Source organism: Urbifossiella limnaea, from assembly GCF_007747215.1.
In the GTDB taxonomy this organism is placed as follows: domain Bacteria; phylum Planctomycetota; class Planctomycetia; order Gemmatales; family Gemmataceae; genus Urbifossiella; species Urbifossiella limnaea.
Genome location: NZ_CP036273.1, coordinates 4,173,825 through 4,189,175, shown reverse-complemented (window position 1 = coordinate 4,189,175; position 15,351 = coordinate 4,173,825). Strand labels below are relative to the sequence as shown.

Sequence of the window (15,351 nt, the reverse complement as noted above, 5' to 3'; positions counted from 1 at the left end):
GGCGGGCCCCTGCGCGGAACAACAAACAACCGTATTGTTGCCGAACCAAGTGGCAGAGGCAAGCGCTCGTGACGAAGCCCCGCTCGCGGGTCAACTCGCGTGTGCCGGGTGAACCACCCACCCCTCGGCCACCGGCTCGGCTTCTGCCTCCGACACGCCTTCAGCCAGATATGCCGCGACGCGACGTGCGGCACAGTGGCGGGCGATGATGAGGAAGCCGCCGAACCACAGCCAGGTGAAGCGGAACAGGTTGTGTCCCACCGCCCCCATGAGCAGAAGCAGGAATAGCGCTACTCCCACCGCCCGCGGCAGCGTGAAGATCAGGTCGTTGTGCTGCTCCGGCGGCAGCGAAGCCTTCATCCGCTTCACCGCCCGCAGGTTCAACCAGAAACATACAACGACAGCCACGAAGCCGATCAGCCCCGCGGTGCCGGTCTCGCCGACGAGTTGGCCGTACAGGTTGTGTGATTCGATCTTGCTCCCCGTCGCCGCCCGCCACACGCCAGGGCCGACGCCGCTGAGGGGGCTGTTCGCCCACAGATTCAGACCGGTGAAGAACCCTTCGATGCGCCCCTGGCCGGACTCGCGGGCGTTGGCCGGGCCGACCTCCGGGTTGATGATCGTCTCGAAGCGGTTCTGCAACGAGTCCGGCAGCGCCACGAACGCCAGCGGGGCCGCGACGACGAGCGCGAGCGCCGCCCGCGCCCGGTAGCGGGTGCCCCACACAATGACGGCGAACCACACGCACAGCCCCAGCAGCGAGCCGCGCGAGCCGGTGAGCAGGATGCACATGCTCGACAGGCCGACATAACCCGCGATCGTGAATTTGCCGAGCCGGCCGCCGAGGTTCGACTGCCACGCCGCCGCCACGATCGGCAACGCGTAGATGATGCTGGCGCCGAAGCTGTTCGGGTCGCCGAGCGTGGTGTCCACGCCGACCATGCGGGCGATACCCATGCGGTACGTGTGCCGGCCGCCGAGGTACTCGCGGAAGGAGTGCAACAGGTACAGCCCCATCACCATCAGGAAGCCGACGGCAATGTGCTTCAGACCCTTCTCGTCGTGGACGGTGGTGACCAGCAGGACGTAGAAGACGACGATCTTGAACCAGTCCTCGACGGTGGGTAGCCCCTTGTCGGCCCACGGGCTGAGCGCCCAGGCGGTGACGACGCCGCTGGCGAACAGGGCGTAGGCCGCATGCTGCGCGTTCGGGAGCCAGCGCTTGCCGGGGTACGCGGCCCAGACGGCGAGGGTAAACAGCATGTACACCCGCTCGACGTGCAGGTCGCCGAGCCACGGCCAGACCTCGAACGGCCGGTCGATGAACAGGAACATGTAGCCGATCAGGAGCCACCGCATCGGGGCGCGTCCGGCAGGGGTGGGGCGCAGGGTCGGGGATGGTAAGCGGATTCGATCGGTCGGGGGAAGGGCACTTTGTTTCCGCTGCCGCTTGCGGCTTTACGCTGGCGTGCGCGATGCCGCAAGCGGATCATCAGAAGTGTTCCGATTTTTCCGGTGACGCAAACCGTACCGCCCGACTCATACGCTGGTCCCTTTCCCCGCCCCCTAGACTGCGCCCCTCAGACCGTCGCACCCGGTAAACTGGGAGGACCGAGGCGGGGCCGCACCATGACGCGCGATTTGACCGGCAAGCGGGTGATCCTGACGGGGGCGTCCGGTGGCATCGGCCGCGCCACCGCCGCAGCGTTGGCTGTGGCCGGCTGCCGTGTCGCACTGGCCTCCCGGAGTCGCGACACCCTCGACGCGCTTGTTCGGGAACTACCCGCGGCCGAGTACGTCGTCGTCCCCACCGACATCACGAACGCAGACGACCGCCGCCGGCTCGTAGAAACCGCCGTGACCGCGTTCGGCGGGCTCGACATCCTGGTGAACAACGCCGGCATCGGCAGCTGGGGTCACTTCGCCACCTCGACGGAGGACATCGCCCGCCGCGTGATGGAAACGAACTTCTTCGGCCCCGTCGAACTCACGCGGGTGGCGCTGCCGCACCTGGAGAACGGCGTGCAGCCGTGCGTGGTGAACGTCACGTCGATGTGCGGGCGGAAGGGGATGCCGGCGTGGCCGGAGTATTCGGCGAGTAAGTTCGCACTAGTCGGCATGTCCGAGGCCTGGCGCGGCGAGTTCGCCCGGTTCGGGGTGGACACGCTGACCGTGGTGCCCGGGATGACGGACAGCGGCTTCGACAAGAACTGGATTCGTGTGGACGGGAAGGCCGACCTGCGCTTCACCGACGGGTTGAAGCCGGAGGAAGTGGCCGCGGGCATCGTCGCTGCGATCCGCGCGAACAAGACGGAGACGGTGCTCGGCTCCGAGGCGCGGCGATTGCTGCGGTTCAACCGCTACTTTCCACGCCTGACGAACTGGTTGATCGCCCGCAAGGTCAAGAAGCTGTACGCCGCCGGGACCCCCTCATGAGCCTCGCCGACGCGCCGCCGAAGTCCCTGAACGACACGGCCCTCAAGGCCGCGCTCCAGGACTTGCGGCGGACCGACAACCTGACCAACTGGTTCTACCTCGCGCGCAGTTACTTCTACCTCGCGGTGGTGCTCGGTGGCGCCGTGTGGTTCTTCGAGAGCCGCGAGGCGCTCGGGCTCCACTGGCTGCTCAACGTCCCCGTCGCGCTGCTGGCGATCGTGCTGGTCGGCGCCGGGCAGCACCAATTGACCGGGCTGGCGCACGAGGGCTCGCACCACATCCTGTTCCGCGGCCGCTATCTGAACGACCTGGCGACCGACCTGCTGACGATGTTCCCGCTGTTCAGCAGCATCTACCACTACCGGTTGCAGCACCTCGCGCACCACCAGTTCGTCAACGACCCCGAGCGCGACCCGGACGTGTCGCAGCTGAAGACCAGCGGCCACTGGCTCGACTTCCCGGTGGAGCGGCCAGAGGCCATCCGCGCCCTGCTCCGGCAATTGTGGCCGTTCCGGCTGATCCGCTTCATGCGGGTACGGGCACGCTACAACGCCACCGGCGCCGACTCGAACCCGTACCTGTTCAAGGGAAAGAAGCCGAGCAAGGGGGCCGTCCGCGTCGGCGTGGTGTACCTGCTGGCTCTGGTGGGAACGCTCGCCGGCCTGTTCTTCCTGGCGGACGAGCCGTGGCTGCTGCTCGCCGTGCCCTCCGCGATGTGGGCCGTGGTGAGCGTGGTGTTCCTGAAGCTGCCGAACGACAAGTACCACCAGAGCCGGCTCCACCCGGTCATTCACGCCCGCTACACGTCGATCCTGCGGGTGGGGTTCATCACCGCTGTGTTCGCCGGGCTGACGTTCGCCCAGAAGGTGACCGGCTCGCCCTACGTCGGCTACTACGCGCTGCTGTGGCTGGTGCCTCTCTTCACGTCGTTCGCGTTCTTCATGATCCTCCGCCAGATCGTGCAGCACGGCAACGGCGGCCGCGGCTGGCTGACGAACACGCGGACGTTCCTGGTCGCCCCGGCGATCCGCTTTGCCGTCTTCCCGATGGGCCAGGATTACCACCTGCCACACCACCTGTACGCGACCATCCCGCACTACCGACTCCGGAAGCTGCACGACCTGCTGATGGGGTACCCGGAGTACCGCGACGAGGCGGTCGTGGTGGAGGGCTACTTCCGCCCGCCGCACACGCCGCAGACCCGGCCGACAGTGCTCGATGTGCTCGGGCCGGGGTACAACGGGGCGGGGAAGGCGGTGTACATCGACAACACGGTGATGGACGGCGACACGTTCGAGGAGCAGGAACAACTTCGGGCGGAGGCAGAAGGGCTACGGGACGCAGCGGACTCGACAGCCGAGCGATTCGGCGGGTAGAGGCGCAGGCGCCGCGAAGTGGCACCTGGTTTGCAGAGATAGGTGCAGGGGCGGAGTTGCTGCCCCGGGACAAACCTACCCGGCCTGGAGTTCCCCATGCGCGCCTTGTCAATAATCGGCATCCTGCTGATCGTCATGGGTGTCGTCGCCCTCGCGGTGGGCGGCTTCACCTTCTTCACCACCGAGCGTGTCGTCGACGCCGGCCCGCTTCAGATCGACGTGCAGAAGCCACACACCATCATTCTGAACCCGATCGTCGGCGTCGTCGCGGCCGTCGCCGGGGTTGCACTCGTGCTCGCCGACCGACGCGCGACCGCCTGAGCCGGCCAGTCACGTAAATCCGGCCGGGGGGAATCCCTCCGGCCGGTTTCGTTTCAAGACACGATCTGCTTGCGCCGCTGGATGTAGTCCCAGATAACGTAGCGGTCCAAATCCTTCCCCGCGGTGAAGATCACGCGGCCCTTCGTCGTCTCGGCGAGCCGGTAGGCGAACTGCAAGTCCTCGCGGCTCTGGTTCCACACCTGCAGCAGAAAGATGTTGATCGTGATCCCTTCGCGCTGGCACAGCAGCGCCTCACGCATCGTAGCTTCTTCTGTCCGCGGGTCCGGGGGGTACAGTAGGAACAGCGTGCTCCCCTCGAAGTGCGCCGTCGGTAGGCCGTCGGTGATGAGCACGACCTGCCGGTTCGGAGTGTCCTGTGCGGCGAGGAAGCGGCGGGCCGTCTGCAGAGAGTGCTGGATGTTCGTGAAGTGGTGCGGGATCCGCATCTCGCTCACGTCTGGGTTGCTCATGTCGGCCTTGAGCCGGACCACCGGGTTGAAGATGGTCACCGGCTTCGGCATCAGGTGCGCCACCTCCGACACGTGCCGCGGCTTGGCGAACGAGTACATCTCGACGAACTGCAGGAAGTCGCCGGGGTACTCGCTGCGGATAAGGCCGTCGAGGGCGAGGCCCATCCGCTTCACGTTCACGTACTGGCCGTCGTAGCGCATCGACCCGCTCATGTCGAGCAGCACGCACGTCGCGGCCTTCGGGTTCACCTTCGTGCGGTGGATCACGATGTCGTCTGGCCGCATCCGCACCGGCGTCCCCGGTCCGTCGCGGAGAAGGGCGTTCACCATGCTGGCGGGGATGTCCATCTGCGCGACCGAGTCGCCGAACTCGTACGGCTTCGTCTTCGGGCTCTCGACCGCCCCCTCGCCGCTAACCGCGTCGGGGTGCCGGCCGGTGCGGCTCGCCTGCATCTGGCTGAAGATGCGCGTCAGCACCTTGCTCTGGAACAGCCTCATCGCCTTCGGGGTGAGGCGGTACTTGCCGTTGCCGTCGCCCTCGAGCCCCTGCCGCTCGGCCTGCTCCTTGATGTAGTCTTCGAGCTGCTGCTGCAGGGCGCGGAGCTGGTCCATCTGCCCGGGGTCGGCGAAGTTCTCCAACTCGTCCATGTCGATGATGGCGAGCTGGGCCGTCTTCTTCGCGTCTTCGAGCTGCTTCAGCAGCTTGTCGATCGTCTCCAACTCCTCCTTCACCTCGAGCGCCTTCGGCACGTCCATCTTCGTGCGGCCGGTGAACTCGTACTTCCCCGCGAGCTCGTCCACCTGGTACTTCTCGCCGAGCCGCGCCGACGCCAGCACGATGCCCATGGCGAACGGGTCGCGGTCGTTGCCGACGCGGAAGAACAGCTGCTCGAGCTCGTAGAGCTGTTCGTTGCGGACGGCCTTGTGGAACTTTTCGGCGAGCTTCGACGGCGGCTTCAGCCCCTGGGCCGCGTCGCGGAACGCCCCCGCGGCGAGCTTCTGGGCGTGCTGCGTCTCGTAGGTCGCCAGAATCTTCCGCTTCCGCTCCAGGAGCATTTCCTTGAGCGCGTTCAGGCTCGGCCCGAGCCCCGCGAGCTGCGACGGGTCGAGGCGGATGGCGTTGGCGAGTTGCTCCTCGGTGAACTCGTCGGAGTCGCCGAATTCGAGGAGGTGTTCGAACGCCGGCGATACGAGGTCCGGCGGCGGGGCGGTCGGACTGGGGAAGTGGACCGGGTCGTACTTCTGGTAGGTGTGGACGATCCCGCCGGGGGTCTGCGTCGGCTGCGTCTCCATCGCGGCTCCTGGTGCGGCGGGCGAGTCGCACCATTGTAGGCGAGTCGCGGAGCAGAAAGGCGAGCGGCCCGCGTGAGCGGGCTGTTCCTGAACGCATCTCTGCGCTCAGGAACAGCCCGCTCACGCGGGCCGCTCGCCGTGTCCCTCGTTCTCAGTACACCGCGTTCGGGTCCACGGCCTTCGCCGGGCCGCCGGCCTTGCCGCCGCCGTAGCGGGCGTGCCAGCCCTCGGCCGCCCGGATGCCGTGCAGGTCGGCCGTGCTCAGCCCGTACTTGGCGAACCACGGGGTGCCGGTCTCCACGATCGCGTCCGTCTCGGTCACCCGGCGGACGCACTCGGTCTCGGCGAACTTCTGCCGCTCGGCCGGGCTCGTGTACGTGAAGAACTCCTTCCAGAACGCCCGCCCGCCGAGGATGCCGCTGGCCCCGGCCTTCATGGCCATGTCCACCTGCTTCTTGTACTTGTCGTAGTCCACGCCGGCGCTCAGCAGCACCCAGGGCTTCACACAGGCGTCGTTCAGCCGCTTCAGGTTGTCCACCAGCTGCGCGTCCGATTCGTGGCCGAACGTGCCGGGGAACTCGGACTTGTAGACGTCGCAGTACCGGCTCAGGAACTTGGCCGACTCGATGACCGTCGTCGCCTTGCGGGCGATCTTGCTCGGGCTGTCGTCTTTCTCGCCGTTGTAAGCGAAGTGGATCGGTTCCAGCAGGAACAGGATGTCGTGCTCGATGCACTGTTCGTACATCTGGCGGGTGAACTCGAAGTTGTGTTCGGCGCTGTCCGGCTCGTTCGGCTCAAACTGCGCCAGGAGCTTCACCGCGTCGGCCCCGCACCGCTTGATCTTGGCGACGCCCCAGCCCGGCTCGACCTCGCCCATCGGGGCGCCGGCCTTGTTCTTGTCCGCCCCCGACTTCTCGACGCGGATGAGGATGCCGGTGCCGGCCGGCACGGCGTCCGCGGCCACGGTGCTCCAGTAGCCGTAGTAGCCGTCCACGAGCAGACCCGAGCAGTGCGGGGCGAGCGCCCGGGAGAGCATGACCTTGGCGTCGGCGATCTCGGCGTAGGTCGGCTCCTGGCCGGTGGCCTTCTTCATCATCGAGATCATCGAGCTGTTCTGGTCGGTGGCGACCATGGTCAGCGTGCCATTCGGGTTGCTGATCCGCTGGAGGCCGCGGAGCTTCCCGGGGGTGAGGCCGAGGCCGAGCAGGCGCGTCACCGAGAGGGGGATGGACATCGAGGCAACGTCTCCGAGAGAGGAGGTGCGGGGTCGGCGGTATCTTACGCGCGAGCATTCGGACGGGTAGCCCGCTGATACGATACCCCGGTCGCCCGGCGTTCATCAGGAGCTCGTGTTGCGCGTCGCACACTTCGATTGCTTCAGCGGCATCAGCGGCGACATGGTCCTCGGCGCCCTCCTCGACGCCGGCGTAGACGCCGCCCCCATTCGCGCCGCACTCGACTCGCTCGGCCTGCCGATCACGCTGGAAGCCGAGAAGGTGAAGCGCTGCGGCTTCGAGGCGACGAAGGCGACGGTCCACGCCGCGGACCAGGAGGACTACCGGTTCCTGCCAGACGTGGAAGCAATTCTAGCTCGCGGGGCGCTGACGCCGCGGCAGCGCGAGCTGGCGACAGTCATCTTCCGCAAGGTCGCGGTGGCCGAGTCGGTGGCCCACGGGATGCCGCTGGAGCGCGTCCACTTCCACGAGGTAGGGGCGCTCGACAGCATCGCCGACATCGTCGGCGCGGCCGTCGGGCTGGACTTGCTCGGCGTCGAGCAGTTTACCAGTTCTCCCGTGCCGACCGGCAGCGGCACCGTGAAGTGCGCCCACGGCATCATGCCCGTTCCGACGCCGGGCACGGCCGAGTTGTTGAAGGGTGTGCCGCTCGCCGCCAGCGCCGTGAAGGGCGAGCTCACAACGCCGACCGGCGCGGCTATCCTCACGACCGTGGCGACAGAGTTCACCGCGGCCCCGGCCATGACCATCGAGCGAATCGGCCACGGGGCCGGGACCAAGGACTTTTTCGAGCAGCCGAACATCCTCCGCCTGTGGGTCGGCACCTCGAATGCCGAACGACGAATGACGAAGGACGAAGCCGACACCGTGACCGTCCTCGAAACGAACCTCGACGACTGCCCCGCGGAGGTGGTCGGCTACTGCTTCGAGCGGTTGCTGGCGGCCGGGGCGTTGGACGTGTACGCGGTGCCGATCCACATGAAGAAGAACCGCCCCGGCGTGCTGCTGAGCGTCATCGCCGAGCCGGGCCGCGTGGCCGAGTTAGAAGCGATCCTGTTCCGCGAGACGGGCACGTTCGGCGTCCGCCGCACGACGACGGTGCGGTCGAAGCTGGCGCGCGAGGCGGTGACGGTGGAGACGCCGTGGGGGCCGGTGCGGGCGAAGCGCGGCCGGCGCGACGGGTTTGAGATCGTGACGCCGGAATACGAGGACTGCGCTCGCGTGGCCCGGGAACACGGCATACCGTTGCGGGAAGTATACGCCGTGGTCGGGGCTACAAATCGTGCGGGGCGAGGAGCGTGAACGGGTACCACGGGAGGTTCCGCAGCAGCATGAACACGATCAGCGCCACCGCCAGCGCCATGATCCAGCGGCCGCTCACGATGATGCGCGTCCGCGTCGGCCGACCGCGCGCCCACTGCACGGTCTGAACCAACGCCACGACGACGACGACGGGGAGGAGTAAGACCGCGACGGGGTTGTACGCGAACGCCTGGGCCACGCGGCCGTTCAGAGCGGCGTGCGCCGCCCGGCCCGCGCCGCAACCGGGGCAGTGAAGGCCCGTGGCCTGGTACAGCGTACACTTCGGGTAGAAGCTGTCGGGCGTCGGCGGGGTAGTGGCGATCAGGGACACCACCCCGCCGAGGGCCAGAACGGCGATCCCGACCAGCGCGCCGCGGACCGCGGTGCGCGTGCGCCGGTCGGGCGGGGGCGCGGTCATCGCCCGCCGCCGGCCTGCATCGCCATCACCTGCACCGCGACGGAGATGAGGTTCACGACGAGGCCGACGCCGACCGAGATCATGCACCACATCTTGGCCTGCTCCGACGCCTTCTTCGCCCCGGCGTAGTCGCCGGCCGCCCACTTCGAGTTCACCTGGCTGGCGTTGACGATGGCGATGATGCCGCCGATGAGGCAGCAGCACAGGGTGACGAGGATCGACTGCACCATGTAGTTCGGCGGCGGGGTGCCGCGGGGGGCGTCGTCGTAGTCGTCGTCGTCCCGGCGCCGCCGGGCCGGGGGGCGGTCGTCGTAGTCGTCGTCCTCGTAGTCGTCGTCGCGGCTGCGGGCCATTGCGGCACCAGGGCTCGGGGTTACAGTGGTACGAACGGTTACTTGGGGTTGAACGATACGGTCCATCTGGCCGCCGGTCAAACACCGTTTCCACGAAATTGCAGGTTCACGCGACTGCCCGCCGCCACGCCCGAACCCCTTGAACTTTTGCCCCGAATCCGTGTCCTGAATCGCGTCCCGCACCCACCCCGAGGGGCCGATGCTCTCGTCGTCCGACATCCGTAAGCAGTTCGTCGACTTCTTCTGCAAGAAGCACGGGCACACGAACGTGCCGTCCAGCCCGGTGGTGCCGCTCGCCGACCCCACGCTGCTGTTCGCCAACGCCGGCATGAACCAGTTCAAGCCGTACTTCCTCGGCACCGAGAAGCCGGCAAGCACCCGCGTCGCCAACACCCAGAAGTGCATCCGCGCCGGCGGCAAACACAACGACCTCGACGACGTGGGGAAGGACACGTACCACCACACCTTCTTCGAGATGCTCGGGAACTGGAGCTTCGGCGACTACTTCAAGCGCGAGGCCATCGCCTGGGCGTGGGAGCTGCTCGTCGAGGTGTGGATGCTCGACCCGACGCGGCTCCACGTCACCGTGTTCGAGGGCGACCCCGCCAACGGCATCCCGCGCGACGACGAGGCGGCGGGCTTCTGGAAGGCCGTCGGCGTGCCGCCCGATCGCGTCCACCTCGGCAACAAGAAGGACAACTTCTGGGAGATGGGCGCGACCGGCCCGTGCGGCCCGTGTACCGAGGTGCATTACGACGCCACGCCCGACCGCAGCGGCGGTCCGCTCGTGAACGCCGGCTCGGACAAGGTCGTCGAGATCTGGAACCTCGTGTTCATCCAGTTCAACCGCAACGAGGACCAGACCCTCACCCCGCTGCCGGCGATGCACGTCGATACCGGCATGGGCTTCGAGCGGATCACCAAGGTGATCCAGGGCGTGAACAGCAACTACGACACGGACGTGTTCCAGCCGATCTTCGCCGCGATCCAGAAGGTGACCGGCGCGGCCCCCTATGGCGGCGTGCTCGACGACCTGAAAGACACGGCGTACCGCGTCATCGCCGACCACATCCGAACGCTGACGTTCGCGCTCACCGACGGCGCCGCGATCGGCAACGACGGCCGGAACTACGTGCTAAAGCGCATCCTCCGCCGCGCCGAGCGCTACGGGGCGCAGGTGCTCGGCACGAAGGAGCCGTTCCTGCACGCACTCGTGCCGACGGTGGTCGAGCTGATGGGCAGTGCGTTCCCCGAGCTGAAGGCGAACCCGGCGAAGGTCCGCAGTGCGATCTACGCCGAGGAGGAAGGGTTCCTTCGCACCCTGAAACGCGGCATCAAGCTGTTCGACGACGTGGCCGCGAAAATGCGGGCCGAGGGGCGCACGCAGGTGAGCGGGGCCGAGGCCTTCAAGCTGCACGACACCTACGGCGTGCTCATCGACATCACGCAGCAGATGGCCCAGGAGGAGGGGCTGACCGTCGACGCGGACGGCTTCCAGAAGCTCATCGACATGCAGGGCGGCCCCGGGCGGAAGAACGCCGTCGTCGCCGCGATCCAGGGCGAGCTGCCGCCGACCGACGACGCCGCGAAGTACAGCTACGTCCAGGTCGAGGCGACCGTCCTCGGCTGGGTGAAGGACAACGCAGTCGTCCGCACCGGCGCGCTGGCCGCCGGCGACTCCGTCGCCCTGCTGCTCGACCGCACCAACTTCTACGGCGAGCAGGGCGGACAGGTCGGCGACCAGGGTATCATCACCACCGCGGCCGGGGCGTCGTTCGAGGTCGAGGACACGCAGCGGCTCGGCGAGACGGTGCTGCACGTCGGCACGCTCGACCATGGCACGCTGACCGTCGGCGACCGGGTGCTGTTGAACCAGTCCGTTGGCCACCGCGTCGACGTGATGCGGAACCACACCGCCACGCACCTGATGAACCTGGCGCTCCGGCAGGTACTCGGCGGCGACGTGGACCAGCGCGGCAGCCTCGTCGACGAGAACAAGACGCGCTTCGACTTCACCCACGACAGGCCGCTGACCGCCGACCAGCTGCGCGAGGTTGAGGACCGCGTAAACCGCGGCGTCATTCGCGACCAGGTCGTGCAGGCGGCGGTGATGCCGCTCGAGGAGGCGAAGCAGCTGCCGGGCGTGCGGGCCGTCTTTGGCGAGAAGTACCCCGACCCGGTGCGCGTGGTGATGGTCGGCACCGACAACCCGGCGCACCTCACGGCCGACATGTCGGTCGAGTTCTGCGGCGGCACGCACGTCCCGCGGACGGGCACGATCGGGCTGTTCAAGCTGGTGTCGCAGGAGGGCGTGGCGAAGGGCGTCCGCCGCGTCACCGCCGTGACCGGCCGCGCCGCCTACGCCGACGCCCAGGCCCGCGGCGCGGTGTTGGACGAACTCACGGGCCGCTTCCACTGCAAGCCGGACGAACTGCCCGGCCGCATCGACGCGCTCCAGGAGCAGCTGAAGAAGCTCCAGGAGCAGCTGAAGAAGGGCGCTGCCGCGGACCTCGGCGGAGTCATCGACAAGCTGCTGGAGGCGGCCCCGACGCTCGGCGGTGCCACGGTCGTGATCGGGCAGTTGCCGGAGGGCACAACCACGGATGCGGCCCGCGCGCAGGTGGACCGCGTGCGGCAGAAGGTCGGGTCGTCGTTCGTCGTGTTCGGCTGGACGGAGGAGGGCGGCAAGGTGCCGTTCCTCGCGGCGATGACGCCGGAGCTGGTCAAGAAGGGCGTGAAGGCGGGCGACGTGGTGAAGCAGGTGGCGGCGGTCGCCGGCGGCAGCGGCGGCGGCAAGCCCGACCTGGCTCAAGCCGGCGGTAAGGACGCGACGAAGCTCTCGGAGGCGCTCGCCAAGGCGCGGGAACTCGCCGGGCAGTTGCTCAAGTGAGCCACGGAAACGCTTGCGGCTTGGCGTTGGGCAACGCTCAGCCGCAAGCGGCAAGACTATTCCATTTTCCACCGCGCCGCGTTCTGGAACAGCACCGCCGGGTTGAGCCGGTCCGCCGTCACCGGGTCGGCGCCGTCGTCGATCACCACCTTTAGCTTGCCCGACACGAGCGTGTGCCGGTCGAGCTGCCACAGCGGCACGAACGGCATCCGCTCGATGAACTGCGTGTGAACCCGCTGCGCCCGCGGCATCAGGTCGCCGGCGAAGTCGCGGTGCTCGCGGAACGCCGCCAACTCGCCGCCCAGTTCGCGGTCCTTCTCGTCCGGGTTCGTGCCCGCCGACAGGAATCCCGTCACGTTCCGCCCGTCGCGGCCGGCGGCGTCCGGGTCCAGGAACGCCGCCAGACCGAACGGGTGCCAGTCGTCGGGGTAGTCGAACGGCAGGTACGCCAGGTCGTAGCGCTGCTCCGACTCGACGTGGCGCAGGAAGTCGCGCGGCTCGCGCGGGTCCAGCTCCAGTGTCAGCCGGCTGCCCACGGCCACGTCCTTGAACAGACTCTCGATCTGTGCCTTGATCTTCTCGCACGCGGTCTGTGCCACCGGGTCGCCGGTCGGGTAGGACAGCTTCAGCGACCGCGGGGCCGACGGCGTCGTCATGTACCGGGCGAAGTGGACGATGGCCTGCGTCCGGTCCATCAAGGGCGTCGGCAGACCGCCGGTCCCCTTCGCCCCGGCCCACGAGCCCGGCGGGAACGGGCCGGTCATCGGCCCCGTTGTCCGGCGGTACTGGGCCGGGACCGTGCCGTACACCTGCTGCAGAATCTCGTCGCGGTCGATCGCCAGCCCGAGCCCGCGGCGGAGGTCGCGGCTCTGGAACGGCGGCCGGCGGATGTTGAGTGCCAGCACGAACACGCGGCGGTTCGTCCCCGCGGTGAACACCTGCCCGTGCCCGCCGAGTTCGGCCGCGTTCTGCGCCAGAGCCTTGCTCAACTCTGTAGGAGTTAGGTCCGGGATGATGTTGAGCCGACCGCCGCGGAACTCGGCGAACGGGTCGGCGATCTTGCTCAGTTCGACGAAGCGAACCTCACGAAGGTGCGGCAGCCCGGCCCGGTCGCGGGTGCGGCCAAAGTTCGGGTTGTCCACCAGCGTCAGCGTCTTGCCGCCGGTCTTCGGGTCCACGGACGAGGTGCCGAAGCGGAACGGCCCGGTGCCGGTCGGGCGGGCGGAAAAGTCGGCGTCGTCCACGCGGCGGGCATTGCGGGACAGCCACGTCGCCGGAAGCAGCTTGAACGTCAGCAGCGCCCGCGGGTCGGGGTGGCCGTGCTGGAAGGCGATGCGGACGCCGGCCGGGCCGGTCGGGATCGGCAGGTCGCTGATCCACGGCAGCGAGTACCCGGCCCACAGTTCGGGCCGGGTGCGGTAGAGCTTGATCGTCTCGGCTACGTCGCTCGAGTCGAACCCGGGTTCCTGGTCGCCGCGCGGCGGGAACGAACGCACGCCGAGCTCGCGGCCGCCGGGCACGACAGCCGGCATCCCGAGTGCAACAGATGGCCGGTAGCGCGCCCCCCCGGCCGGGTCGGGGATTTCGTCCAGGAGTGACTCGAACAGCAGTTCCACGGCCTGCCGCTCGCTGTCGAACCGGGCGGTGACGGGGCTGAGTCGCTCGGGGAAGACACGCGCCCCGACGGTCAGCGTGGTCGAGCCGGTGCCCAGGTCGCGGGCGAGCTCGCGGAGGCCGGGTAGGTTCGGGTCGAGCGCCTCGGCCTGACGGGCGTAGTCGCGGGCGCGCACGGGATTGCCGTTGGCCTTGTCAGCGCGGGCAAGCGTGAAGAACCGTTGGGCCTCGTCCGAGAGCTCTTTGCGGGCGCGCTTCACCGGGTCGCCGCCGGCCCCGGGGAACTTCAACTCGAAGTCGTCGAGAAGTTCGCGGGCCAACACTTGGTCGCCGAACTGCTTCGTCCTCAGCAGTCGTTCCGCCTCGGCGACGCGGGCCTCGGCGGCCTCCTTCGCCATGACTGGGTCGTTCGGGTATGCGGCGATGATCCGCCCGGCGGCCTCGCGGACCCGCGCCCACTCACCGGCTGTGGTCGCCTGCCGCAGGTCGCGGATGCGGGCCTCCTTGAGCTTCTCGTACAACGGCCGGCGGACCTCGTCCCACTGCTTGCCGGTGCGGAGGTTGTTGGCCTTGGCGTAGTCGTGATACCGTAGCCCGGCGGCGAGCAACTTCTCGGCCCCGGCCAGGAACTCGGGCGGCGGCCCGCCGTCGGGCGCGCCGCTCCTCTTCAGCCACACGTCGGCTTCGATCAGCATCATCTCCTCGAAGTGCTCGAACCGCCTTACCTCAGACTTGGCAACGTTCTTGCTCGGGCCGGGCACACCCGTCGGCGATAGTTCCTGAACGCCGAACTCGGCCGGAAGTCCGCCGGACCTGTGGACCGGGATCGGCTTCACGCGAACCGCCCCGGTTGCGCCGGTGAGTCGGTCGAACGGCACGAGGTACTTCTCGAACGCGGCCTTGATCGCCGGGTTGGTCGCGGCTTTCGCCGCGGCCGCGAGTTCGTCGAGCTTCACCGACGGGTCGCCGGTCGGTCCGGTGGTTGGCCCCTTCGGCGGTAGCGGGTCGGGGTCGTCCACGACGATCTTCTTCAACTTCGGCTTGATGTCCTCGACTTCCGGGGGCTGGGCGGGCGACGCGGTAACGACGAGCGCAAGGCCGAACGCCAGGGCGACGGCTGCGGGGCGGAACGATGTGAGCACGATGAAAACTCCTCGCCCGCGGAACCGACCCGGCGACACGGGGTTTGTGAATGATACCATGTCGGTGCGTCCGCTCGTGGTCAAGCCCCGGGCCGGCCCAGGGCGGAGAAGTACGTTTCCCCTCTCCAGGAGTCGTTCGATGCGGAAGATGCTGATGGCCGTCGGCCTGGCCCTGTTCGCGGTGGGCGTGGTGTGCGCCGACCCGGTTACGCTGGTGAAGTACGACGCCTCCAAGAAGGAGGTCACCGTGAAGGACAAGGACGGCAAGGAGGCGACGTACAAGCTGACCGAGAAGACCAAGTACTTGACCACGGACAAGGACGGCAACAAGAAGGAAGGCGACGCCGAGAGCGCCGCGAAGATCCTGGGCAACGAGAAGGCCGCCGGGAAGGCCAAGTTCGAGATCACCACCGCCAACGGCGCCGTGACCGAGATTCAGTTCAAGCGCGGCGGGAAGAAGACCAACTAAGGCACGACGACAGCGAAGCCCACCCGCCGCGG

12 protein-coding genes are annotated in these 15,351 nt (G+C 68.2%); 6 read left to right on the top strand and 6 right to left on the bottom strand.

Going from position 1 to position 15,351, the window contains the following annotated elements; translation table 11 throughout:
- Window positions 1–90: 90 nt before the first annotated feature.
- Window positions 91–1,359, bottom strand: a complete 1,269-nt coding sequence (locus ETAA1_RS17150) for an O-antigen ligase family protein (RefSeq protein ID WP_145240557.1) — start codon at window positions 1,357–1,359, stop codon at window positions 91–93.
- 270 nt (window positions 1,360–1,629) lie between these two features.
- Between ETAA1_RS17150 and ETAA1_RS17145 the strand changes: the two genes are divergently transcribed.
- From ETAA1_RS17145 to ETAA1_RS17135, 3 genes are all read left to right on the top strand, one after another.
- Complete coding sequence (locus ETAA1_RS17145) at window positions 1,630–2,436, top strand: SDR family NAD(P)-dependent oxidoreductase (RefSeq protein WP_145240555.1); 807 nt, start codon at window positions 1,630–1,632, stop codon at window positions 2,434–2,436.
- Window positions 2,433–3,812 carry a fatty acid desaturase family protein gene (locus ETAA1_RS17140; RefSeq protein WP_145240553.1) on the top strand — a complete coding sequence of 460 codons (1,380 nt, stop codon included), beginning with the start codon at window positions 2,433–2,435 and terminating at the stop codon, window positions 3,810–3,812. Before ETAA1_RS17145 ends, ETAA1_RS17140 begins: the two co-directional genes overlap by 4 nt.
- 96 nt (window positions 3,813–3,908) lie before the next feature.
- The gene (locus ETAA1_RS17135) at window positions 3,909–4,133 is read left to right on the top strand and encodes a DUF3185 domain-containing protein (protein WP_145240551.1); all 225 of its coding nucleotides are present in this window, start codon (window positions 3,909–3,911) and stop codon (window positions 4,131–4,133) included.
- 53 nt (window positions 4,134–4,186) lie between these two features.
- Here ETAA1_RS17135 and ETAA1_RS17130 read toward each other — a convergent pair whose 3' ends face one another.
- The gene (locus tag ETAA1_RS17130) at window positions 4,187–5,896 is read right to left on the bottom strand and encodes a vWA domain-containing protein (protein ID WP_145240549.1); all 1,710 of its coding nucleotides are present in this window, start codon (window positions 5,894–5,896) and stop codon (window positions 4,187–4,189) included.
- Window positions 5,897–6,047: 151 nt separating this feature from the next.
- On the bottom strand, window positions 6,048–7,130 hold the full coding sequence (locus ETAA1_RS17125) for a tagatose 1,6-diphosphate aldolase (protein ID WP_238389240.1): 1,083 nt from the start codon (window positions 7,128–7,130) through the stop codon (window positions 6,048–6,050).
- Window positions 7,131–7,248: 118 nt separating this feature from the next.
- Between ETAA1_RS17125 and larC the strand changes: the two genes are divergently transcribed.
- Entirely contained in the window at window positions 7,249–8,433 is a 1,185-nt protein-coding gene (larC, locus tag ETAA1_RS17120; RefSeq protein ID WP_145240547.1) for a nickel pincer cofactor biosynthesis protein LarC, read from the top strand.
- On the opposite strand, the gene ETAA1_RS17115 is transcribed toward larC, so the two are convergent.
- The gene (locus tag ETAA1_RS17115) at window positions 8,405–8,851 is read right to left on the bottom strand and encodes a DUF2752 domain-containing protein (protein WP_145240544.1); all 447 of its coding nucleotides are present in this window, start codon (window positions 8,849–8,851) and stop codon (window positions 8,405–8,407) included. The genes larC and ETAA1_RS17115 overlap by 29 nt on opposite strands.
- Window positions 8,848–9,204: a CD225/dispanin family protein gene (locus tag ETAA1_RS17110; protein ID WP_145240542.1), complete on the bottom strand. Its 357-nt coding sequence runs from the start codon at window positions 9,202–9,204 to the stop codon at window positions 8,848–8,850. The genes ETAA1_RS17115 and ETAA1_RS17110 overlap by 4 nt, the downstream gene beginning before the upstream one ends.
- Window positions 9,205–9,403: 199 nt before the next feature.
- On the opposite strand from ETAA1_RS17110, the gene alaS reads away from it, so the two are divergent.
- A complete protein-coding gene (gene alaS, locus ETAA1_RS17105) occupies window positions 9,404–12,094 on the top strand; it encodes an alanine--tRNA ligase (RefSeq protein WP_145240540.1) in 2,691 nt (896 codons plus the stop codon).
- A gap of 56 nt (window positions 12,095–12,150) precedes the next feature.
- Here alaS and ETAA1_RS17100 read toward each other — a convergent pair whose 3' ends face one another.
- On the bottom strand, window positions 12,151–14,850 hold the full coding sequence (locus ETAA1_RS17100) for an ABC transporter substrate-binding protein (protein ID WP_202920185.1): 2,700 nt from the start codon (window positions 14,848–14,850) through the stop codon (window positions 12,151–12,153).
- 139 nt (window positions 14,851–14,989) lie between these two features.
- On the opposite strand from ETAA1_RS17100, the gene ETAA1_RS17095 reads away from it, so the two are divergent.
- Window positions 14,990–15,319, top strand: a complete 330-nt coding sequence (locus tag ETAA1_RS17095; protein WP_145240536.1) for a hypothetical protein — start codon at window positions 14,990–14,992, stop codon at window positions 15,317–15,319.
- The last annotated feature ends 32 nt before the right edge of the window (window positions 15,320–15,351 follow it).